This window comes from Microcystis viridis FACHB-1342, from assembly GCF_014698335.1.
GTDB lineage: Bacteria > Cyanobacteriota > Cyanobacteriia > Cyanobacteriales > Microcystaceae > Microcystis > Microcystis ichthyoblabe_A.
Genome location: NZ_JACJSV010000029.1, coordinates 22848 through 45096, shown reverse-complemented (window position 1 = coordinate 45096; position 22249 = coordinate 22848). Strand labels below are relative to the sequence as shown.

The 22249-nt window shown below is 41.5% G+C and carries 20 protein-coding genes, 1 tRNA gene and 1 pseudogene; 11 read left to right on the top strand and 11 right to left on the bottom strand.

Translation table 11 applies throughout. The features are described from left to right. The first annotated feature begins 19 nt into the window (after positions 1 to 19). Both H6G40_RS11385 and H6G40_RS11380 read left to right on the top strand, forming a co-directional pair. Complete coding sequence (locus H6G40_RS11385) at positions 20 to 340, top strand: DUF433 domain-containing protein (protein WP_002738186.1); 321 nt, start codon at positions 20 to 22, stop codon at positions 338 to 340. An 8-nt stretch (positions 341 to 348) separates the two neighbouring features. Then, complete coding sequence (locus tag H6G40_RS11380) at positions 349 to 672, top strand: DUF5615 family PIN-like protein (protein WP_190537697.1); 324 nt, start codon at positions 349 to 351, stop codon at positions 670 to 672. 550 nt (positions 673 to 1222) lie between these two features. Here the strand turns inward: H6G40_RS11380 and H6G40_RS11375 are convergent. The 5 genes and pseudogenes from H6G40_RS11375 to H6G40_RS24145 all read right to left on the bottom strand — a co-directional run bounded on the left by H6G40_RS11375 (position 1223) and on the right by H6G40_RS24145 (position 5916). Beyond that, positions 1223 to 3145 (bottom strand): S9 family peptidase, encoded by a 1923-nt coding sequence (locus H6G40_RS11375; protein ID WP_069474462.1) that lies wholly within the window; start codon positions 3143 to 3145, stop codon positions 1223 to 1225. 131 nt (positions 3146 to 3276) lie between these two features. Continuing rightward, positions 3277 to 3350 (bottom strand) — tRNA-Pro (locus H6G40_RS11370). A 92-nt stretch (positions 3351 to 3442) separates the two neighbouring features. Next, on the bottom strand, positions 3443 to 4648 hold the full coding sequence (locus tag H6G40_RS11365) for an FAD-dependent hydroxylase (protein WP_069474461.1): 1206 nt from the start codon (positions 4646 to 4648) through the stop codon (positions 3443 to 3445). 259 nt (positions 4649 to 4907) lie between these two features. Next, positions 4908 to 5574 (bottom strand): annotated as a pseudogene (locus H6G40_RS11360) (IS1 family transposase); the annotation flags it as partial. A 141-nt stretch (positions 5575 to 5715) separates the two neighbouring features. After that, entirely contained in the window at positions 5716 to 5916 is a 201-nt protein-coding gene (locus H6G40_RS24145; protein WP_141705434.1) for a hypothetical protein, read from the bottom strand. Positions 5917 to 6107: 191 nt separating this feature from the next. Here H6G40_RS24145 and acsF point away from each other — a divergent pair, with 191 nt between their 5' ends. The 6 genes from acsF (at position 6108) to H6G40_RS11330 (ending at position 14087) form a co-directional block, all read left to right on the top strand. After that, positions 6108 to 7184, top strand: coding sequence for a magnesium-protoporphyrin IX monomethyl ester (oxidative) cyclase (acsF, locus tag H6G40_RS11355; protein ID WP_002752007.1), 1077 nt, complete (start codon positions 6108 to 6110; stop codon positions 7182 to 7184). Positions 7185 to 7341: 157 nt separating this feature from the next. Then, positions 7342 to 7878: a zinc ribbon domain-containing protein gene (locus H6G40_RS11350; RefSeq protein ID WP_002737334.1), complete on the top strand. Its 537-nt coding sequence runs from the start codon at positions 7342 to 7344 to the stop codon at positions 7876 to 7878. A 403-nt stretch (positions 7879 to 8281) separates the two neighbouring features. After that, positions 8282 to 8674, top strand: a complete 393-nt coding sequence (locus H6G40_RS11345; protein WP_190537695.1) for a hypothetical protein — start codon at positions 8282 to 8284, stop codon at positions 8672 to 8674. A 91-nt stretch (positions 8675 to 8765) separates the two neighbouring features. Then, positions 8766 to 10061, top strand: coding sequence for an AAA-like domain-containing protein (locus H6G40_RS11340; protein WP_190537693.1), 1296 nt, complete (start codon positions 8766 to 8768; stop codon positions 10059 to 10061). A gap of 1 nt (position 10062) precedes the next feature. Then, positions 10063 to 12933 carry an AAA-like domain-containing protein gene (locus H6G40_RS11335; protein WP_190537691.1) on the top strand — a complete coding sequence of 957 codons (2871 nt, stop codon included), beginning with the start codon at positions 10063 to 10065 and terminating at the stop codon, positions 12931 to 12933. 56 nt (positions 12934 to 12989) lie between these two features. Beyond that, positions 12990 to 14087: a glucokinase gene (locus H6G40_RS11330; RefSeq protein WP_190537690.1), complete on the top strand. Its 1098-nt coding sequence runs from the start codon at positions 12990 to 12992 to the stop codon at positions 14085 to 14087. 47 nt (positions 14088 to 14134) lie between these two features. Here the strand turns inward: H6G40_RS11330 and glk are convergent, their stop codons facing one another. Beyond that, entirely contained in the window at positions 14135 to 15103 is a 969-nt protein-coding gene (gene glk / locus H6G40_RS11325; RefSeq protein WP_190537687.1) for a glucokinase, read from the bottom strand. Positions 15104 to 15541: 438 nt separating this feature from the next. On the opposite strand from glk, the gene H6G40_RS11320 reads away from it, so the two are divergent. Beyond that, the gene (locus H6G40_RS11320) at positions 15542 to 16915 is read left to right on the top strand and encodes an ankyrin repeat domain-containing protein (protein WP_069474459.1); all 1374 of its coding nucleotides are present in this window, start codon (positions 15542 to 15544) and stop codon (positions 16913 to 16915) included. A 37-nt stretch (positions 16916 to 16952) separates the two neighbouring features. On the opposite strand, the gene H6G40_RS11315 is transcribed toward H6G40_RS11320, so the two are convergent. The 3 genes from H6G40_RS11315 to H6G40_RS11305 all read right to left on the bottom strand — a co-directional run bounded on the left by H6G40_RS11315 (position 16953) and on the right by H6G40_RS11305 (position 19807). After that, positions 16953 to 17678: a Stp1/IreP family PP2C-type Ser/Thr phosphatase gene (locus H6G40_RS11315; protein WP_002774658.1), complete on the bottom strand. Its 726-nt coding sequence runs from the start codon at positions 17676 to 17678 to the stop codon at positions 16953 to 16955. A gap of 44 nt (positions 17679 to 17722) precedes the next feature. Continuing rightward, positions 17723 to 19411 carry an ABC1 kinase family protein gene (locus H6G40_RS11310; RefSeq protein WP_042790838.1) on the bottom strand — a complete coding sequence of 563 codons (1689 nt, stop codon included), beginning with the start codon at positions 19409 to 19411 and terminating at the stop codon, positions 17723 to 17725. Positions 19412 to 19501: 90 nt separating this feature from the next. Beyond that, positions 19502 to 19807, bottom strand: a complete 306-nt coding sequence (locus tag H6G40_RS11305) for a DUF6825 family protein (protein ID WP_123230795.1) — start codon at positions 19805 to 19807, stop codon at positions 19502 to 19504. 273 nt (positions 19808 to 20080) lie between these two features. Between H6G40_RS11305 and H6G40_RS11300 the strand changes: the two genes are divergently transcribed. Continuing rightward, positions 20081 to 21304 (top strand): ABC transporter substrate-binding protein, encoded by a 1224-nt coding sequence (locus tag H6G40_RS11300; protein WP_002736048.1) that lies wholly within the window; start codon positions 20081 to 20083, stop codon positions 21302 to 21304. On the opposite strand, the gene H6G40_RS23700 is transcribed toward H6G40_RS11300, so the two are convergent. After that, positions 21285 to 21554 (bottom strand): Txe/YoeB family addiction module toxin, encoded by a 270-nt coding sequence (locus tag H6G40_RS23700; protein ID WP_071590317.1) that lies wholly within the window; start codon positions 21552 to 21554, stop codon positions 21285 to 21287. The genes H6G40_RS11300 and H6G40_RS23700 overlap by 20 nt on opposite strands. 50 nt (positions 21555 to 21604) lie before the next feature. Further along, positions 21605 to 21766: a hypothetical protein gene (locus H6G40_RS11290; protein WP_002774666.1), complete on the bottom strand. Its 162-nt coding sequence runs from the start codon at positions 21764 to 21766 to the stop codon at positions 21605 to 21607. A 163-nt stretch (positions 21767 to 21929) separates the two neighbouring features. Here H6G40_RS11290 and H6G40_RS11285 point away from each other — a divergent pair, with 163 nt between their 5' ends. Then, on the top strand, positions 21930 to 22241 hold the full coding sequence (locus tag H6G40_RS11285) for a hypothetical protein (protein ID WP_002749272.1): 312 nt from the start codon (positions 21930 to 21932) through the stop codon (positions 22239 to 22241). Positions 22242 to 22249: the final 8 nt, after the last annotated feature.

Genomic DNA, 22249 nt, shown 5'->3' with positions numbered 1-22249 from the left:
AAACAGCAACATTGCTCCTATGAAATTAGCCCCCATCCCAACAAAACAGTACATCGAGCAACGAGACGAAGAATATTGGCTCGAAGGAACTCGTATCTCCCTTGATTCAGTTGTCTATTCTTTCTTAAACGGAGAATCGCCCGAAAGCATTGCCCAAAATTTCCCAATCCTTTCCCTCGAACAGGTTTATGGTGCGATCGCTTTCTATCTGGCCAATCGAGAGCTTGTCGATGCCTATCTGAAAAAGGGTGAAGCCGAGTTTCAGCGACTACAACAGTCTTGTAGAGAAAAGAGTCCTTTGCTGTACCAAAAATTGAAGGCGGCTCAAGCCAAGAAGTAGAAAGCAGCATGACAAAAATTCGCTTTCAAGCTGATGCCGATCTCAGACAGGCAATTGTGACTGGCGCAATCCGCGGACAACCAAATCTGGATTTTCAGTCAGCCAATGAAGCAGGGCTTGAAGGAATAAAAGATCCAGAAGTTTTAACCATTGCAGCACGGGATGGTAGGGTGCTGGTCACGCACGATCGCAAAACCATGCCGACTGAGTTTGGTCAATTCATCTTGTCGCAAACGAGTTCTGGTGTTCTAATTCTTTCTCAGAATCTTCCAATCGGCGAAGCGATCGATGCAATTATCTTAGTGTGGGAAGCATCTACGGCTGAGGAATGAATCAATCAGATTATGACTTTTCCATTTTAAGTGGCTACGCTATCTGGCCAAACCCTTGTAGGTGGAAGACTTGGCACAGGGAATTAATTGGGTATTAGAAGATACAGAAAGGTATAACCAATTGTGCATTCGGGCAAGGCAAAAAGTGGAGCAAGAATTTACTCTTGAGATTCAAGCATCTAAGTATTTAAAGCTGTATAATGAAACATTGTAATATAAGCAACCTCGAAAAATTGCCTCTCTTTTCAATAACAGAAACCTAAAAGCGCATATAGCGTTTCCTGTTCGCAAGAGGTATATTATCGATGTTAAAAAGCTTAATTAGCAAAGGTTTAACTGTGCCACACAGGTGTGAGAACCGCTATATATCACTACACTACCCCTGGTGGTCTCCTGACTTTTCAAACATCCTCTAAGAAAAACATGGGACAATTAAAATTATTTCTATTCGGGGAAGTTTCTTAACTAAAAAGACTTTTAGTCTTTAGATAATATTACGTCTAGATCTGCTGTTCACCGATTACTGACCTAGGAAATTAACTTTGCACGATTACTTAATTTCTACGGGTTCTAAATTATCAGCAGGAGTAAAACCAAAGAGACGGGAATAAAAATAAAATTCTGCATCTAATGCTCGTTTTATCGATTCAGCTTGACGAAATCCATGTTGTTCTCCAGCAAAGGGAACGTAAGCAACGGGTAAACCTTTCGCTTTTAAAGCTTCTACCATCATTTCCGCTTGATTGGGTGGAACCACTCGGTCTTCTAAACCTTGGAAAAAGATCACCGGACAGGATAACTGACTGGTAAAATGAATAGGCGATCGCTGATAGTAAATTTCCTTTTCTTCAGGATAGCGTCCCACCAATTTATCTAAATATCTCGACTCGAATTTATGGGTATCGGTGGCTAAAACCTCTAAATCACTAACTCCGTAATAACTAGCTCCTGCTTTAAAAGTATCATGAAAAGTTAAGGCCGCTAAAGTTGTATAACCACCGGCGCTGCCTCCAGAAATTGCCAATCTTTCCCCATCGACTAATCCCTGATTAACTAAATATTTTGCCCCGTTGATGCAGTCTTCCACATCGACAATTCCCCAATTTCCCAGCAAACGCTGACGATATTGACGACCATAACCCGTACTACCGCCATAATTAACATCTAGATAGCCAAAACCGCGACTGGTCCAGTATTGCACCCGCAGACTTAAACTAGAGGTCGCCGCGGCCGTCGGTCCACCGTGACTTTTGACTAAAAGGGGCGGTAATTCGCCATTGGGGGCGGTATAATCGGGGTTTTTGGGGGGATAATACCAAGCATAGGCCGTTAGTCCCTGACTGGTGGGAAAAGCGAGCATTTCTGGAATCGAGAAATAATCGCTAGAAATAGTTAAATTACTAGAAGATTTGAGAATTTCTCTCGTTCCTGTGGTTAAATCCATTGAGATAACTGCTGTTACTTCCCTGAAAGAACCGCCAATAAAAACTATTTTGTTCTCGCTAACTTGTAGGGAAGAAATGTTAGTATCATCAGTAATAATTTCTTGAAATTCTCGATTAACAGTATCGATACTTCCTAAATACCAACGACCATCTTTTGTATAGCTACAAATAATCTGTGATTCCCTGGCAAAGCCGTAGTTAGATAAACCAAAAACCCAATGAGGATAGGCAAATTCAGCCTCTATTGGTTCGAGAACTGGTTCGATTTGTTCATCGTGGTTAAAGCAATAAAAGTTCCAGAAATCATTGCGATCGCTGGTAAAATATAACTGTTCATCGGCGGACCAGCGCGGTTCACATACTGACTCATTTTCACCACCAGCAATGACCCGAATATTACTCAAATAAAGATTATTAATATCGGCCACCCAGAGAAAAGAACTATCCCAGGGCATATTAGGATGATTCCAACTAATCCAAGCTAATCGAGAACCGTCGGCACTTAAGCGAGGAGAGGTATAAAAATCGTCGCCTGATACTAAAGTTTTTATTTCTCCTGTATCCACATCGATGCTGACAATACTATTAACTGGTTCTCGATCTTTTTGGCTATGATCTTCACAAACACAGATTAAACGATTGCCAAATTTATCGAGAATTAAATCCGCATAACGACAGGAATTTTCTGGGGTCAGAGGTTGGGGTAAACTATCAGCAGTTTGGCGATAAATTCTTTGGTCAGCAAAATTACAAAAATAGATAATTCCGGCAACAATTAGATAGGAACCTCCCCCGTATTCATGGACACGAGTTCGCACATTAAAAGGCACTGGAGTGATGTCTGTAGTTGTGCCGTCGGGGTTTAATTTAACTAAAACATTTCGCCCCTTTTCCTGTGGTCTGCCTTCTAACCAATAAATATCTTCTCCATCTACAGTTACACCACCAAGACTAATCGATGCTGCCACAATTAGATCGGAGGTAATCGGTGATTTCCAGGAACCGTAAGCTGATATTTGATGAGACATTTTCGACTAAAGCAGTGATTCTAATGGTGAACTAACTTGATCAGAAACGCTGATAAATTAAGAAAATTCCGAGTAAACAGAACAAAGTAGGGATTAGGTGCATCCCTACCTGACTCTCTGTTTTCCTGCAATCGGAGCGGCGGGATTCGAACCCACGACCCCTACTACCCCAAAGTAGTGCGCTACCAAGCTGCGCTACGCCCCGATATTGAACCTTAACCATCATAGCGATAATCGCGGCATTTTGCAAGCTTTTTTTTTCTTCCTTTCTCCCCCATCCCCGGAATTAGCGGCCAGCTATCTAGCTAATTGGGGAATACGTCCTTTTAATCCCGTCATTAATTGCAGGGCAAACAATTTCAACGGGGGGAAACCGCGCATAATTGCCAATCCGAGACGACGGATGAGAACGATGGGCGCCCAATTATTGGAGAACAGGCGATCTAGAAAATCTGTGAAGCCTAAAATCGCTAAATTCTCCGATATACGCCATTTTTCGTAGGATTTTAGGGTAGAAAGCGCTCCTATATCCTCTTGCTTTTCCGCTGCTTCCTTTAATACCTGCGCTAAAGCGGCTGCGTCGCGAATGCCTAAATTTAAACCTTGACCACCGACGGGATGACAACAGTGGGCGGCATCACCAATTAAAGCCAGTCGGGGTTTAACATAGGTATCACTCTGCATTAACTGTACGGGAAAGAGAGCGCGGGGGCTAACTAATGCTATTTTTCCCAGTAATCCCCCCGTATATGCTTCTAATTTGTCGATAAATTCCGCTTCGGGCATTTCTTGCAGTTTTTTCGCTTCTTCATGGGGATTTGTCCAAACGATCTGACAGCGATTACCCTGGAGCGGTAAAATGCCCATCGGACCGGTGGGCCAAAATCTTTCAAAGGCGGTATCGTTGCGATCGAGTTGATGTTTAATGGTGAAAGCGACACAGGATTGCCAATATTTCCAACCTTTGGTTTTAATTTGCGCCCCTTGCCGGATAGCGGATTTGGCTCCATCAGCCCCGATAACTAATTTTGCGGTGATTTTTCGGGTTTGACCAGCTTCTTCCAAGGTGACAGTGGCTGTTTCTGCTCCGTACTCCACTTCTAACACTTTGGCAGGGGATAACCAATCAATGCGATCGCAATCTTGGCTGGCATTGTGCAGGGCGGTTAAAATCACTTGATGTTCGCCCACATAGCCCAAATAATCGGTTTTTAGCTCATCAACCACAAAGGGGACAAAAATCGGAAAATCGGCATCAGAAAGGCGAATATGACGAAATTTACCGATACTGGGCGATATTTTATCCCAGATACCCAAGCCTGTAAAAATCCGGCTGGACATCAAGGAGAGAGCATAAGCTTGACGACGGGAGGCGGCCACCTCTAGGGGACGTTCCTCGATCATAGCGATATTTAATCCTGTATTTTTTAAAGCCACCGCTAGGGTGGTTCCGACTATGCCGCCCCCGACAATGATTAAATCGTAGTTGTCCCGTCCTAACATATAAATATTTTTCTCAAAGATAATCAGTGACTACACTGATCTATTCTGACACGATTTTCGGGGTTGCTGTCGGGTTTGATTCTCTTCACCCCACCTAGCCATTGATCGACTTGAAAGGGTTTTGTCCGTGGTTGAGAGTTTCGGGTTATCGCCCTTCCAGAAGTCCAGGAAGAGCGATAATACTAAATCTGGTTATTAAAGACTGATTATTCGTGGTGATTCGGTAGTAGTGATGGCGGCTTAATCCTTTGCTTTGCTGTGCATTGTAGTCATGGATAAAATACCAAAGGGTTCCCCAACGTGATTCTCCATTTTTTTAGAGAAAGATAGACTATCTCTCACCAACCGAGAAATCCTTTGTCGAAAGGTATTATTTAATCTTTCAATATGATTAGTTTGACCAGTTTCTTTACCTACTGCCCGATAACGTTTACTAGGAATTCCTGTCTTATAGGACTCCCAAAAGTCTGTGTAAGCAACAGCGCATTGTCGGTAAACACCGGGTAAACTAGCCCCAAAGTTTTTTGGCTGATTGACGACTCCTATCTCCGCGCATAGCAACCAATAATTTCCCTTGTATTTCTATCAATTAACCGCCAAATATAAACCTTTATCGTCTGAGAAAAAACAAAAGACCACATCTCATCATATTCTATAACCAATTTACCTTTTAGTTTGTCCAAAACCGTTATTTGACGGGAGACAGCCGCCAGTTTATTGTTGACATAATTTTGTAACCATGACCAACTTACTCCTGTTACTCTAGCAATTCATCGCAAAAAAATTCGTTCGAGCAAGAGTTTATCAATTAATTGTTTGGTTTCGTCAGAGACGGTTTTATTAGTGGGATTGATCACAAACGGTTGACCACACTCTTTACATTGACGTTTGGGTTTTCCATTATGAATAGAACCATTCTTAATCATATAATGAGAACCACAATTAGGACAGGGGAATAGAGGTGAACTAGGGGGAGGATTTTGTTCGGTGCTAGACTGATATTTCAGTAAGCCAGACAGAAGCCAGAAAAAGATATTTATCAGAAAAGTCATGATCAAGCTAGAGGTTTAAAGGCTCTCTTGGATTTGGTGGGTAAAATGTATTCTAAGATACATTCCTCCTAGCGAGGGGTGGAAGGAACCACAAAGACACAGAGGACACAAAGATCGATCACTACTATATAAGTTAAACTGATCACACAAAGAATAAGAGAGCCATGACTGTTTACCAATCACTAAACAAACCCCACACCCCCGAACATTTGTCAAGACTCCTGGGGAAAAATCCGCGTTTGTTCACACAGCTTAATTAAGAGTTGTAACTTTTAATGAACAGGAAGGGAGTCTAGGGCTGAGAGCTTGCTATAGTGAATCCTAGCCGTTTTTTCACGGCTGGTCATTATCATCTCAGAGCCTTTACTCGTCTCAATCATCATCCCAGAGTAAAATCAATAATCCCTATGGTCAGCACGATCCAAAAACCAGAATTCGAGGAAATCCGTCCGGGTATAAAAGTTCCCGCTAAAGAAACGATCCTCACTCCCCGCTTCTACACCACTGATTTTGAAGCGATGGCGGAAATGTCGATCGCCGCTAACGAGGAAGAACTGAAAGCGATTTTAGAGGAATTCCGTACCGATTATAACCGGCATCACTTCGTTCGCAATCAAGAATTCGATCGCTCTTGGGAGCATATTGATGGCGAAACTCGCCGCTTATTCGTGGAATTTCTGGAAAGATCCTGCACGGCCGAATTTTCCGGCTTTCTTCTCTACAAAGAACTCGGCAGACGTTTAAAAAACAGAAATCCCGTCCTCGCGGAATGCTTTAACCTCATGTCCCGGGACGAAGCGCGTCACGCTGGGTTCCTTAATAAGGCTTTATCGGATTTTAACCTCTCCCTTGACTTGGGATTTTTAACCAAAAGCCGTAACTACACCTTCTTTAAACCGAAATTTATCTTCTACGCCACCTATCTTTCCGAAAAAATCGGTTATTGGCGCTATATCACCATTTATCGTCATCTCGAACAACATCCCGAAGATCGGGTTTATCCGATTTTTAACTTCTTCGAGAATTGGTGTCAAGACGAAAACCGTCACGGGGACTTCTTCGATGCGATCATGCGTGCGCAGCCTGATATTCTTAATGATTGGCGCGCTCGTCTCTGGTGTCGTTTCTTCCTGCTTTCGGTCTTCGCTACGATGTATCTCAATGATACTCAGCGTTCTGGTTTCTACGCCATTCTCGGTTTGGACGCTCGCGAGTACGATAAGTATGTAATCGAGAAGACCAATGAAACCGCCGGCCGCGTCTTCCCGATTGTTCTTGATGTGGATAGTCCTGAATTTTATGATCGCCTAGAAATTTGTGTTCGCAATAACGAGGGATTACGGGCGATCGATAGCGAAAACAGTGCCGCACCAGTTAAATTCCTGAAGAAATTGCCTATCTTCGCCTCTAACGCTTGGCAATTCCTCAAATTGTACCTGATGAAACCGATTCGGGTCGATAAATTAGCCGGTAGCGTCCGTTAAAAAGTTTGTTTTCTTGAGACATGGTGAGGGTGGGTTAAACCACCCTTTTTTTGTCGATAAAATTCTTAAGAAAATCCTCTGATATTTCTATCCTCGCTAGACTGGATCCTAGGGGTGTGAACTAGGTTTTTACTTTTTACTTTTCACTGTCAAAAATATGGCTATTTATAGTGAATTACCCACAGGACAACGTCTCTATCTCGATAATCAAGGGCTGCAGACGATTGTAACCCTCGCTAGTGGTGCAGTGGGACAACAACAGCAGTCTAGCAGTAGTTTTGCTACGGGAGTTTGGACAAAAGAACCCCAAATAGAGATAATTCCCCAAGGGGCAATTATTGAAATTATCACTGAAACCGGACCCCACAGAATCCAAATTCAAGGAAGCAGTATCGGTTTTTCCTCTCCTCATACCTCTGGAGTTTCTCAGTCCTCTCAATCGACAACCGCTACCAGTTTCTCCTCCTCACCGATGCAACCGATGCAACCAATGCAACCGATGCAACCGATGCAACCGATGAAAATGGGTAATATGTCGATGAATTTTGCCCCCATGGAAATGGAGATGGGAGATATGAAAATGAGTATGGGAGACGCAAAAACCGTCAGTAAAACGCGATTTTGTAGTCAATGCGGGGCAAAAGTAGCGGCAACCGATCGCTTTTGTAGTAGCTGTGGTCATCAGTTACAGTAATAAAACCTGTTTAGCTAAATCTATAACTCCTTTTCGGGCAAAATTTTGGGGAGCATCTCATTTATGCAGGTTAGTAGTTATACTTGTCACTAAAACTGTTTTCTAGCAAGGCTTTCAAAATAGCTTGACATAAAAACCTGATTTAAAGGTTACAAAGGTGAGATGCTCCCAAATTTTGTTTATATTAGCTAAATTTACCCGCTTCTAACCAGATTCGTCCACAGCGATCAAAAAGTTTATCGAATAGGAAATTGGCTGTGCCAAAGTAATAAAGCAACCGGTGTAAAGATCAGTTGCTCTGGAGAAGAACTGTATTTCAAGGGGGAATTGCTGAACTGCCCAATTTTGCTATACTGAAACCCATAACTCAAAATAGCGTTTGTTAAGTCGAGGTGTTAATGCAATGGAACCCATAGCTCTTATTTTGACAGCATTGGCGGCAGGTGCGACTGCGGCAGCGAAGGATACGGCTGGTACGGCGGTTAAGGATGCCTATAATGGGTTGAAACATTTGTTGAAGAAAAAATTTGAGGGTGATGCCTTGGCTCAGGCAGTAGTTGATGCGAAACCTGAAGATATTGACAAAGCAGAGGGACTACTAAAAACCAAAATCACTGAGTTTAGTGTTGAAAGAGACACCGAGATTTTGCGAGCAGCAGAGACATTAATTGATACTTTAAACTCTGAATCTGTTATTCAAGGTGGTTCTCCTTACGTAACTGTCGGTGGTAATTTTCAGGGGATACTTGGAAATGTTCACACAGAAAAAGGTGATACCCATATTACGTTTGGGTAAAAGTCAAATACAATAACCGAACTGACTCACAATCTGTACCTCGCAATAAACGTTTTTATTCATTGAAATATTTACTGTTAGCAATGCGACTATGAACGAAAACAACAATGTAAACATACAAGGTGATCATTATGGTGTTGCGGGAAATGTCAACGCTAAGATTGTAAATATTAACTTTAACGGAAGGAACTCATCTGAGCCACAATCGAGTTCAGGTTTAAATCAAATGGGTTTAGCCAGTAGCGAAGGTAGTGATCAAAGATACATAGAACGTCCACCTCTTGAGAAGTTTTGTCGTGAGCAAATTGACGAAGCTATATGCTTGCTTCGGATTACAGCCCCAACAAGAATGGGAAAAACTATGTTAGTCAATCGTACATTAGCTTTGGCTAGAGAAGGAAACTATAAAACTATCAAAATTGATTTCAAATATCCGAGTTCACCTAAAACCAAAGATAATTTTTTGTCACATCTGTGTTCGGAGCTTTCTGATATTTTAAACATCCATTGTTCTAGAAATAGTATTAACGAAGACTGTTTAACATTTCTATTAGAGCGGATGACAAACAATTTAATTCTAGCACTAGATAGCTTTGAAGTTTTATTTTTAACAGAAGGAGACTGTGTAGAGATTGGTTCTTTTTTAAGGTTCTGTCATGAGCAAGCAAAATCAAATGATAATGTAGGCAGAAATTGGAGAAAGCTACGAATAATGATAGCTTATTCAACAGCAAAGATTCCTGATTTTCCTGTCAATCAATCTCCTTTCAATGTGGGAACAATAGTAGATCACAACCTAGGGCTAAAGGGTTTTACAAGTGAACAAGCAAAAGAGTTACTATCAATTAAGTATCCTCAATTAATAGGACAATTAAGTGATACAGATTTAAAATCTCTCGTTGAATTTTTGAATGGACATCCTGAATTAATCCAGCAATCTCTTTTGCATTTAAACTATTGCCCAGAAACAATGAAAAGTTTCTTGGCAAAAGCTCCTACCGAGGAAGGTATTTTTCGTGACCATCTTAGCTTAATACTAACTACTTTAGAAAAACAAAGTCAAAGTCAAAGTTTAATAGAAGATTACAAGAGAGTATTGACTCAAGGCCCTATACAATTAGAGGACAATAGATCATCCTTTGTACTACGCAACTTAGGAATAATTAAGCCATTGGGTAATGACTATATTTCAAGCTGTGATCTATATCTTAAATACTTTTCCAACCAATTTGGTTTAAATCGACTCTTCTGGTTTTTGTTCTGGTTTTCGTGTGGAAACGAGGTCTATACTGATAGTTTCTTCCGCAAAATAGCCCTAAAAGTCTTGCTCAGTAAGGATTTATACGACTTCATAAGCAAAGCTATCACACAACAAGGAATCACTTAATATGACTAATCTTTATTCTTATAGTGGTGCTTTATTAGAGGAGTCTCCTACCTATGTTAAACGAGATGCAGATGATCAATTATTTGACGCATTGAAACATGGAAAATTTTGCTATGTTTTGGAATCTAGGCAAACAGGAAAATCGAGTTTACGTGTACAGATAATGAAACGACTGAAAAAAGATAATATTTACTACTTTAACTATGACATGAGTAAACTAGGGAAATCTGCGAAAAGTGCTGAGGAGTGGTATCAAGATCAAATTGCAAATTGTATTAAGAATTTTATACAAAATTATGAGATAGACCTACTAAATAAAGATACAAAATTGGATGAAGTGTCAAGCAAGTTAAAAGAATGGTGGGAAGCCCGTTCTGGCTCCAATCTTGGCAAATATGAGGATTTTCTTGAAGGATGTTTATTAAATAACATCAAGGGAAATATTGTTTTTTTTATTGATGAAATTGACTCTGCTATACATCTGCCTTTTTCTGTTGATGATTTTTTTGGATTTATTCGCGGCTGTCACGAAGACAGAACAAGCAAGAAACAGTACGAAAGATTAACTTTTTGTCTTATGGGAGTGGCATCACCCAATAGGTTGATTGAGGATGGAGATAGAACACCTTTTAATCTTGGAACTGCCATCACTCTAAGTCCGTTTCCAACTGATCTGGCCAATGGGAAGTCATTTGAAATGATGAAACCATTATTGAATGGTGGCTTAGAAGATATAAATATACTTCAGGAAATTCTTAATCAGACTGGAGGGCAACCTTTCCTAACTCAAAAGCTTTGCGACCTTATAGTGAAAGAACGTAAAAATAACTCATTTAATACGGTTGAAGAAGTTGTAAATTTAAAAGTTATTAATAATTGGTCTATTCAAGATGAACCCGCACATTTAAAAACAATCCAACAACGTTTTGATGAAAACAAATATAAACCACTCGCTTTCCGTTCACTCGATTTATACGAAAAAATCCTTGAAAATCAGTCTTTAAATGCAGATAATAGTCAAGAAGAAATTGAGTTAAAGCTTTCTGGATTAGTTTTACAACAAGAAAATATATTAAAACCTTATAATCCTATATACACAAGTGTATTTGACAGAAATTGGGTTAAAGCTGAAAAGCGTAAAATTCGATTATTTTCAAATGAACTTGATTTATGGAAACATGAAGATAAAAGAAAAAAACAATTGCATCTCCTTCATGGGAAAAAATGTGAAGATGCTAAACAATGGCGAAAGCAATTTGAGCAAAATGACGGACATCGTATTGACAAAGATGAAACTGATTTTATTGATCAGTCGAGTAATTTCTGGGAAGCTATACAAAAAGCTTTCCCTGGAATGTATAATTATAAATTAATAGTTGATTCTATGAATGATTGGACAAGTGGTTTTGATGATTTTAATAACAGAATTTTGCAACTTGCGGAAAAGGATAGTAGCTTGGGAATAGGAGACTCTTTCAGAAGATTGGTTGAGGAAAACCTAAATTATTTTAAAGAATATGATCTATTTCCCCAAGATCGAGACCAATTTTTAAATCAGGACGACAGTTTTGAGTTAATTTCTCTCTTTGAAAAAATTACTCAAAACGAGCCGATTCTCTTCGATGAAAAAAATCCACAACATCGTAAACTAAAAGATATGTGTTTTATAATTCTAGATAAGGAGCATAATTTAAGAATACTCAACAAGATTTATGAAAAAATTCTAGATCAAAACTGGATCAAGGAAGTCATGGCGGGACTCCGTCCCTATACAAAAGCTTTTCGAGATTGGCAACATTCGGATCGTCAAGAATCATCTTATTTATTACAAAATAATGATCTAAAACTGGCCCTAGAATGGCTAGGAAAAAAGCCCACACCTAAATTAGAGGAAGGAGAGATTGAATTTGTAATGACCAGTTTAGTGGCGGAAGTCTGGACAACAGCTTCACCTTCTGTTCAATCTGAAGCTGTTTTATTGATCAAAACTTCTCGACCATCATTACAAGGGAAAAATAACTACTCTGACTTTCTACTCCGAGAGATTTTACAATGGACAACCTCTCAAACTGCTGCCTTAAAAAAGCTTTTAGAATGGGTAAATGAGTCTGATATTCCTGTCGAAAATATCCGTAAATACCTAGAATTTCTTGTTAGATCGCAGATCAAAAACTGGAGTTATCAAGAACTATTTGACTTTGCTCTTGCTCCCCATAGCTCTTACCCTGAGAGAGAACAAAGAATTTTTATTACCTTCGACCAATACTGTCTTGGGGAAATAGACCAATCTCAAATCCAAGAACCCCTAAAAGAATGCGGAAAAATACTTGACAAATATCAAAATTTAAACGAAAATGATTTTCAGGAATTAGTATTTAACTTCCTCAAGACTAAAATTGCGAGAATCTCTCTTATGACACAACAACGACCCGAACAAGAAAAACTTGATGTTCTTCTGGACGAGACTGTTACCACCTCAAAAGGACACCTAAAATCAATCCTTATTTTTAATCTAGAGAATGGACTACCACTGTATCACAATAAACGACTCAAATCTGATGATCCAGAGCTTTATCGTGCTCTTTTTGCAGACGGTGGTGATGCAGTAGGAGAAGCAATTGAAGGATTTGAATCCCTCAGCAAGATTCAAGAAGCTTTAGATAATTTTGGCAAGGTAACTGCCTTTGGCAATCTCACATACTCAATTTTTAAATTGGCGGGGGGAACGATGATGGTTTATTTTGTCGAACTAACAACACCTTTTGCTATTTGCTTTATCGCTCCTGATGGAATTAATTTAGGACTGGTTGTAACACGCTCACAAGCAAAAATTAAGGAGATTAAAAATGAGCTAGAAGAATTAGGTTTTTAGTCTTTTTTTGGTTGCTGTTTTCATTTAGATATATTTACTATAAAGGAGTCAATTTTATGGTCATTCTCGCTGGCAAAATTGCAGGTGATAAAAGCGAATTCGGTCTTTTTACTCACAAAAAAGATGACTCTCAAAAAAAAGTGATGCTGGATGCCTTAATTGCCCATGAAACTTATACAACTAAGGATTATGCTCAAGGCTTGGAAAACATGATAGAGACATTTTTAGAGCAATATTATTATGGGCAATATAGTGATAATGAAGATATTTATGGTGCTTGTTTTGGTATAGCAGGACCTGTTGATCATGGCGAGGCTAGAGTTGATCGCAAGGAATTTAAAGCAACTTTTACAGAGCATGACTTCAGACAAAAACTTCCCTATAACAATGTTCCTGTCTCTTTTATCAATGATATGGAAGCAATTGGCTATGGTATTTTTTTGGGAAATGGAGAAGAGCAGCTAAAAGAACTTTATCCTGGTAAATCTCACCCAAATCCTGAAGATCGCCGAGTATTAATGCTAGTGAGTGGAGGTTTAGGTCAAGCATTATGGTATAGCCATGATGAAAAAAAAGGGTTAAAACCAATCTCCTCGGAAGGTGGTCATGCGGACTTCGGTGCTAGAATAGATAAAGATTGGGAACTTTTACAATTTCTGAAAGAACTGAAACAAGAGCAGGGGGATAATAGTCCCGTTAGTTATGAGTATGTTCTTTCTGCTCCTGGTTTAACCAGAATTTATCATTTTTTTCAAAGTCTTTCTGAATGGGAAAATCAGCCAAATATCAATGATGCTGATGCTATCATTCAAGCTGCCCAGGAAGGGAATCCATTATGTAAAGAAGTTTTGGATTTTTTTATCTCTATTTGGGGAGCGCAAGCAGGGAATTTGGCTCTTACCTATAAAGCCAGTGGCGGAGTTTATATTGGCGGTATTGATATTCCCATTGAAATCTTGAAAGAAGGCAAATTTATCAATGCCTTTATTGATAAAGAGGGAAATTTCAAAGCTTATAACGAAGGCATTTCCGTTAAAGTTTTTCAAGATCACAGCATTGTCATGTGGGGGGCAGCTCGACACGCTATTGAGGCGGGTTTTGTAACTAATGGTAGATTTGCAATTATGAGGGCAAATCAACAAAAAGGGCATTGAATACCCTCACAATCAAGACAACTTCTAGAATTGTCTATCCTATGCTTCTACATTTTTGTAGCAGCGTATTTTACTGCACCTCTTAATCCCTCTAGGGTATTTAAGACAATATGGACAGGAACTTTTTCTAGCAAAACAGGATTAACCCGTGCCTTATCTGTAAATGCCTTAATAAAACTGCCATTTTGCATCAATTCAATATTTTGGGCTGCAATTCCCCCCGCAATATATAAACCGCCAAACGGTAAAAAACTCACCGCCATATCCCCTGCGGCGGCCCCAAAAGCTTCCACAAAAATTGCCATTGTTTGCTGACAAAGAAAATGACCTGCTGCTGCTCCTTTAGCGATCGCCGCCCCAGGATCAGGTTGACTTAAAAAATCACCCGCATCTTCAGAAGCAAACTTGCGATCCTGCAAAAAACGAAAAATATCAACAATTCCTGGGCCAGAAACCACCCGTTCCACATCAACCTTGCCGTCGGCCCGAAGATATGCTAATAACTCCTGAGCTAACAAATTATCAGGAGCAAAACTTTCGTGGCCTCCTTCCGTTGGAAACACTCGATAGCTATCACCTTCAGGAACTGCAAACGCCTTTCCCAGACCCGTACCCGCCCCAATAATAGCGATCGGCGCATCAGGCAAAAATTCACCTTCCTGTAAAGTAACTAAAGATTTATTTTTTTCTAAGACAATATTGTAGCCAATTGCTACAAAATCATTAATAAGACTCACTTTAGCAATGTTCAATTCTTCTTGTAACCGGGCCGCATCTAATTCTGGCCAAGGTAAATTAGTGATTTTACATTTGTTGTTCAGAACAGGGCCAGCCAAGGCAAAACAAGCCTTATAAACATTAGACTCATCACCCAGGAATTGTCGCACTAAAGGAACTAAACCCTCATTGCCGCTCGGATAAATTTCTTCCCGGAGGGTTGATTCATTTTTTCCGTCCGTTTCTACCAAACACAACCTGGTGTTAGTGCCACCAATATCACCGGCTAAAACTAGCATGGATTTAACTCCTAACGAAACTGCTCAAGATTATAGCATATCGAATATATTACGATCGCTATTCTAATTATCAGAACACTTAAGTAGGGCTTACTGAATAATGGTAAAACCCTTTTAAAATAAGGCTTTTGACCTGTTAAAATCCGATGTTCATGCTGCGAAAATAGGATTGGGACTTTCAAAAACCTTGCATTATCCTTCTTGTAGTACATCAATTGGTACAAAAAACAAGGGCAACAAAGCCTGAAACGACCGGCTACTGACTCCTGACTCCTGACTCCTACCCCCAGGAAAAACTTTTTCAGCAAACCCTAAGTACCACAGCTAGTAGAATTACCTTACCTCAGAATTAGAACGGGGTAGTAGCTTTTCTGTCCGTTTACCCGCCTATAACGATCGATAATAGAAAAAATACTTTCTGCCGATCGGTCACTGTTAATGGCTTCTAATTGGGATATCTTGTTAATACAAGCGGCACGTCAGGGCAATCTGGCGCGGGTTCAAGCTTTACTGAGTCAGGGGGCAAATGTCAACGCCACCGATGGCCAAAATACGACGGCTTTAATCTATGCCGTGCAGGGGGGTCATCGGGAAATTGTGGCAATTTTGCGAGAATTTGGGGCAGATATCAACAAAAGTAAACAACCTCAAGGTTTAAGCCCTCTCATGTTAGCGGCTGCCCTCAATCACAGTGAAATCCTCGCTCAATTAATCGCCGCCGGTGCTAATGTCAATCAGGTTAATCAAGATGGTACACCAGCACTAATGATCGCCACTTATAAGGGTTATACAGCGATCGCAGAACAGTTATTAACCGCCGGCGCTCGGGTCAATATGCGCGATCGGGATGGAGATACGGCTTTATCTGTAGCAATTAGCCAAAATTACGATGCAATTGTCGGTTTACTGCTCGATAGTGGTGTAGATGAAGAAATCCGTCAAGAAGCTTGGTTAGAGGCTCTCAACGCTAATCGTCCAGAAATCCTCCAATTGTTTATTAACCGTGGTATGCCCCTCGATGCTCCCACTTTATCCGGGGAAACTCCCCTCATTTTGGCTGTAGAGAGGGGAAATCTCGGCAGCGTGCAAACTTTACTGCAAGCGGGAGCAAATCCGAATATCAGCACGGAGGAGGGAGAAACTGCCCTGATGCTCGCCGCTGCTGAGGGATATTTCGATATTGTCCGACTTTTACTCGCTCAGGGGGCCAGTGTTGACAATCAAAATCAGGCCGGAGAAACGGCCCTGCATTTAGCCACGATCGAAGGACATTTAGAGATCGTTCAGGCCCTACTACAAGCCGGTGCTTTTGTCAATCACCGCAACCATTTTGGGGATACACCCTTGCTCATCGCCACAGTGCAGGGATACGAAGCGATCGTTTTAGAATTGTTAAAACAGGGAGCGGAGCCTAACCTAACTCAGCAGGGAGAAACACCATTAACTTTGGCTCTACAGCGCCAATTTACGAAAATCTGCCGTTATCTCCTCGACTACGGGGCCAATGCCAACGCCGTTTATCCCGATGGCAAAACCGTCCTCATGAAAGCTTGTGAGGGCAATAATAGTCAATTGGTGCGCTGGTTAATCGATATCGGCGCTGATGTCAATAAACTCGATTTTAGCGGTGCTTCCCCGTTAATGTGGGCCAGTTATCACGGTTGTCTCGACACGGTTAAAGTTTTGTTAGACGGGGGAAAGGTGAACTTAAATCAGAAAAATCAAGGGGGAATGACTGCTTTAATGTTAGCTAAATTTAATCACCATCAGGCGATCGTTTCTTTATTACAACAAGCAGGAGCGATCGAGTAGAAGTGCAAGTTTAGCGATCAGCGATCGCTATTTCCTCTCAATTCTGCGTTACCATGACCACGGTGATATTATCAGAACCGCCGGCTTCTTTGGCCGCTGCCACTAAATTCTTGACAATTTCCTGACAATCAGCACCAGTTTGCAAATAATCGCTAATTTCCTGGTCGGACAGTTCTTCCGTCAAACCATCACTACAGAGAATTAAACTATCACCGGATTGCAGATCGAGGGGAGATACCGTCACTGGGGGCAAATCGCGACGACCAAGACATTGAAATAAAATATGTCGCCAAGGGTGGTTTTTCGCCTCTTCTTTGGACAGATCACCCATTTTGATCGCCCTAGCTATCCAAGTATGATCCTCCGTCACCTGTTCTAATTTTTGCTCACGAAAGCGATAGAGACGGGAATCACCAATATGGGTGTACCAAGAGCCATCATCTCGGACGATAGCCATGACTAGAGTTGTCCCCATGTCCTGTCTTTCGGGATTTTTCAGTTGATCTTCAATAATCTTCTCGTTAGCGACGGTAATTGCCTCCTGTAGCAATTCTCCAGCAGTCAGGGGCGAATTCCAGTGTTCTTCTAGATGAGCTTGGATAGTTTCAGTGGCGATTTGACTAGCTTCCTGGCCCCCCGCATGACCTCCCATACCATCAGCAACGATAAAAAAGCGCTGCTCGGGGTCAATATAATAACTATCCTGATTAACCGATCGCACTACACCTGGATCAGTCATTCCTCCAAAAGAAAGATTGTTCATGGAAATTTTTGGTGCTAACACAATATTTATTATCCCGCAATCAATTACATCATACGATCCTGACGTTCAATTTTTCGCCAAAGTCTCACAAGAGCTATCCCCGGCAGCAGGGAAATCGCCATCGGTATTAGAGTTAACCAACCAAAACCACTGACGAATAGAAGCGTCGCTGAGATCAGCAAAGCACTGATCAGTAAAGTGTAGTTAGTTCCCATTTGAATCATACCCAATCGCCGCAAAAGTCGATCGGATTCGCTGGAACGTACCCGGACACGGATATCACCCCGTTCTAATTTTTCGATCGTATCATCGATGCGTCGGGGTAAACTCAGGGCGGTGCTGCTCACTTGGGCTGCTTGTCGTCCTAACTCATCGAGGATATTACTGCCATTATTTCCTGTCATATCATTTACTAATTGCAGGGCAAAAGGTTGGGCCACTTCCATAAAGTTAAATTCGGGATCGAGTCCTTTGCCTACCCCTTCTAGGGTAGAAAATGCTCGCATGACGAAGGTAAAGGTAGCGGGAAAGCGAAAAGGCTGATCGTAGGCGATTTCATAGAGATCATCGCTGATAGAGGCCACGGATTGCTCCTCAAAGGGTTTATCCATGAAGTTATCGAGCATATACTGGATCGATCGCCGCACTGCTCCCATATCACCATTAGCAGTTAATGCTCCTAAATCCACCAGAGAAGTGACCACGCGATCGGCATCTTTTTGGGCAATTCCCAAGAGAGTCTGCATTAATTTTTCGCGCACGTTGGTTTTAATTTGTCCCATCATGCCGAAATCGTAGAAAATTAGGGAGCCATCACTATCAACGGCAATATTGCCAGGGTGAGGATCTGCGTGAAAAAAGCCGTTATTGAGTAGTTGAATTAGATAGGCTTTTGCCCCTAGTTTAGCCAACAATTTGCGATCGAGTCCGGCCGCTTCTAGGGCTTCATAATGACTGATTTTGATGCCGGGGAGGTATTCTAGGGTTAAAACCCGGGGAGCGGTGTAGCGCCAATAGACTTTCGGTACTTTCACCCAATCTTCCCCGCGAAAATTACGGCGAAAAGTGTCAGCGTTACGACCTTCATTGAGATAATCGGTTTCTTCCCAGAGGATTTTACAGCATTCTTCATAAATACCCGTCCAATCGCGACCTTTACCCCATTTGGGATGATTTTGGAAGTATTGGGCGATTTTTTTTAGGATGGTCAGATCGATACTAAATAATTTTTTTAATCCGGGCCGTTGGACTTTGACCACCACATCTTCCCCGCTCTTCAGTTGGGCCCGGTGAACTTGCCCTAAACTAGCGGCTGCCAGGGGAATAGGATCAAAGCTTTTAAAGAGTTGATTGAGGGGTTTACCGAGGGATACCTCGATAATTTTGCTGGCCTGTTCGTAGGTAAATGCGGGAACCTGATCCTGTAGTTTCGAGAGTTCTTCCACATATTCGAGGGGAAAAAGATCGGCCCGGGTGGAGAACAGTTGACCGACTTTAATAAAAGTCGGTCCCAATTCTAGCATGGTTTCCCGAATCCAAGCGGCTTGTTTTCTGCGTCTGCTGGCGAGTTTTTCCTCGCTATAGCTGCCGTTATAGCTCCATTTTTTACCGTTGAGCCAGAATTGATAAAGTACAGTCAGAACGAATCGCCAAATATCTAGACGACGACGATTGATGGAATAGTTTTCTTGATTCCAACGATAGCTATTTTTGGCGACTTGAAGGGCCGGCATTGCTGGGTTTAACTCTAGGGTAACGGGGACGGGTAGAAGGGCTGACACGCAATTTTTGGGGCTTTAAAGCGACTAAAAGAGGGTTTTTGGTTAATTTCGGTAGTTTTTTAGTTCCGAGCGCAATTGGGCGATTTCAGCCCGCATTTCGTCGATGTTTTCCTGCACATCGGCACTGGAGGAACTACTGGAGTCTGTACCAGTATATACTCCCTTTTCCATGGCTCGCTCGGCTCTCATTTGCACTTCTTCGACGAATTGCCGCAGGTTTTCCCGTTGTTCGGCATCAAATTTGCCTAATTCGCTTAAAGCGTTGGTAAACGCATCTTCTAGCTGTTCACTGACCACTTCAGCGATCGCTCGTCCGAGGAAAAAGGCGTGAATAACGGGGTTAGTCATAATCTTAAATGGATGTTTTCGCTTGCTGGGGTTTGTGAACGGGAAAGGCGATAATAAATTCCCTAACTACTAGGTTAGGCGACAGAACCAGAAAAGGCAAATCGTTTTTCTGAAAAGGGAGGTGAGACGGGGAGGTTAATCGACAAAATTAGGGGAAACAAAAGGCGCTAAGGGAGCAAAATCTGCTTCGATCGCGTCGAGAATTATCGCTGAAATCAACCCGATTAGCGAAATAATAGTGTCATCAACAATATCAGTCCCCGGAGAGTTAAGATGCTCAGAAAACGTTTATTAATCCCCTTAATACTATCCCTAGTCACTTTCGGTCTAGTGGTGGCCTGCAATTCCGGCACTCCCACCAGTCAAACTAACCCCAGTCCCGCAGAAAACGCCGCCACTGCTGCTATTCCCATCGGTGCAGCTTTAGCTCAAACCAGCAATCTCGCCCTATTGGGACAGGAACAGGTGATCGGTGTCAAGATGGCTGAAACATATTTTAATAAAAAGGGCGGAGTTAATGGAACACCGATTAAAGTTATTATCCAGGATGTGGCCGGGGATGAACAGGGCGCAATCAACGCCATTAATACCCTAATCACTCAAGATAAGGTGGTGGGTATTCTTGGTCCGTCCTTGTCTCAGCAAGCTTTTGCCGCTAGTCCGATCGCCGATCGAGCTAAAGTTCCCATTCTCGGCCCGTCTAACACGGCTAAAGGTATCCCCCAGATCGGTGAATATGTGGGTAGGGTGTCCGCTCCTGTGGCTGTGGTCGCTCCCAATGCAGTTAAAACCGCTTTAAAAATCGATCCCAAGATTAAAAAAGTGGCTGTCTTTTTTGCCCAAAATGATGCTTTTAGTAAATCGGAAACGGAAACTTTTCAAGAAACTCTAAAAAGTTTAAATCTTGATATTGTCACCGTGCAGAAATTCCAAACCACCGATACAGATTTTCAAAACCAAGCCACCGCCGCTATTAATATTAAACCGGATTTAGTGATTATTTCTGGTTTGGTTGCTGACGGGGGCAATTTGGTCAAACAGTTGCGACAATTAGGCTATCAGGGGTTAATTATTGGTGGCAATGGTTTAAATACTTCTAATATTTTCCCGGTTTGTCAAGCTCAATGTGATGGTATTCTCATCGCTCAAGCTTATAACCCAGAATTAGATCATCCTATTAATCGGGATTTTGTCGCCGCTTATACAGCAGAAAATAAAAAAGCACCGCCCCAATTTACCGCTCAAGCTTTTACGGGAATTCAAGTTTTTGTCGAGGCCCTAAAACGGGTAGATGATAAAAATAAACTCAGTACACTTTCCCTCGAACAAATTCGCCAACAATTAAATCAGGAAATTTTAGCGGGTAAGTATGTGACTGTCCTGGGAGATATTGCTTTTACTCCCGAAGGGGAAATCATTCAGGATAAATTCTCCGTGGCACAAATTAAAATGGATGCCGATGGTAAAAATGGTAAATTTACTTTTGTGAAAAATTAATCAGTAAAGGGTTCTTCTCATTTCTATCTCGTTGCAAGGAACTCCCTTGCAACGCATTTCCAGAGGTTCTAGCTTTTGTGTCATAATCAGACACGCTATAAACTAGGCGATGTTCTTTTGTAATGCGTCGTGACCATAATCCTGATAGTTCATGTTTTAATGCTTCTGATTTTCCTAGTCCAGAAAAAGGCTCTCTTTGAACATCTTTAATAAGGCTGACAATTTTAGCGTAAACTTTCTTGTCTGCGATCGCCTATTGGTTAAACTCATCAAAACTTCGGGTTAGAAAGGCGACTTTCCTCATAAGTTAGCAGCATCTACATAAATATAACTATCAGGATTTTTAAGAGATTCTATTGCCTCTTGGAGATGTTGACGGTTAGCTTCTGTGGAAAGCAGATAGTCCGTTTCATCCAACTGATAATTGCTGATTGTCGGTATTTCTGCAAATGTGGGATGCACCCAGGGAGAACAAAGCTGCCCATTGCCTATTGCCTATTGCCCATTGCCTATTGCCTATTGCCTTTTCTGACTGATGGCTGGGGGCTAAAAAGCTGATAAAATTTGACGGCTGAAAACTAATTAAGCCAGAAAGCTAGAGATTGATTCTAGATTGAGTAACAAAGTGAAATATTTTTTCTTAACGGCAGGTTGGACAATAGGACGGGTGTGGGAATTTGGGGGTTTGTGGGACCATGCGAGTAGTTGGCGACGACCACCGCAGATAGAGCGATTAAATATCGGTATTTTGGAAGGAGAACAGGTTTTATGGCTTTATAAGGTGGAAGAAGCCGTGATTATGGTGGAAGTTGCCCCCAAGAGTGCCGAAATTGCTGATACTGTCCCCACCATCGGGCAAGTGGTGCTAAAACGCTTGATTAGTGCCGAACAAGTCCTCGAAATCCTGCAAAATGCCGAAGAACTACTGAGGAAGTAATCAGTTAT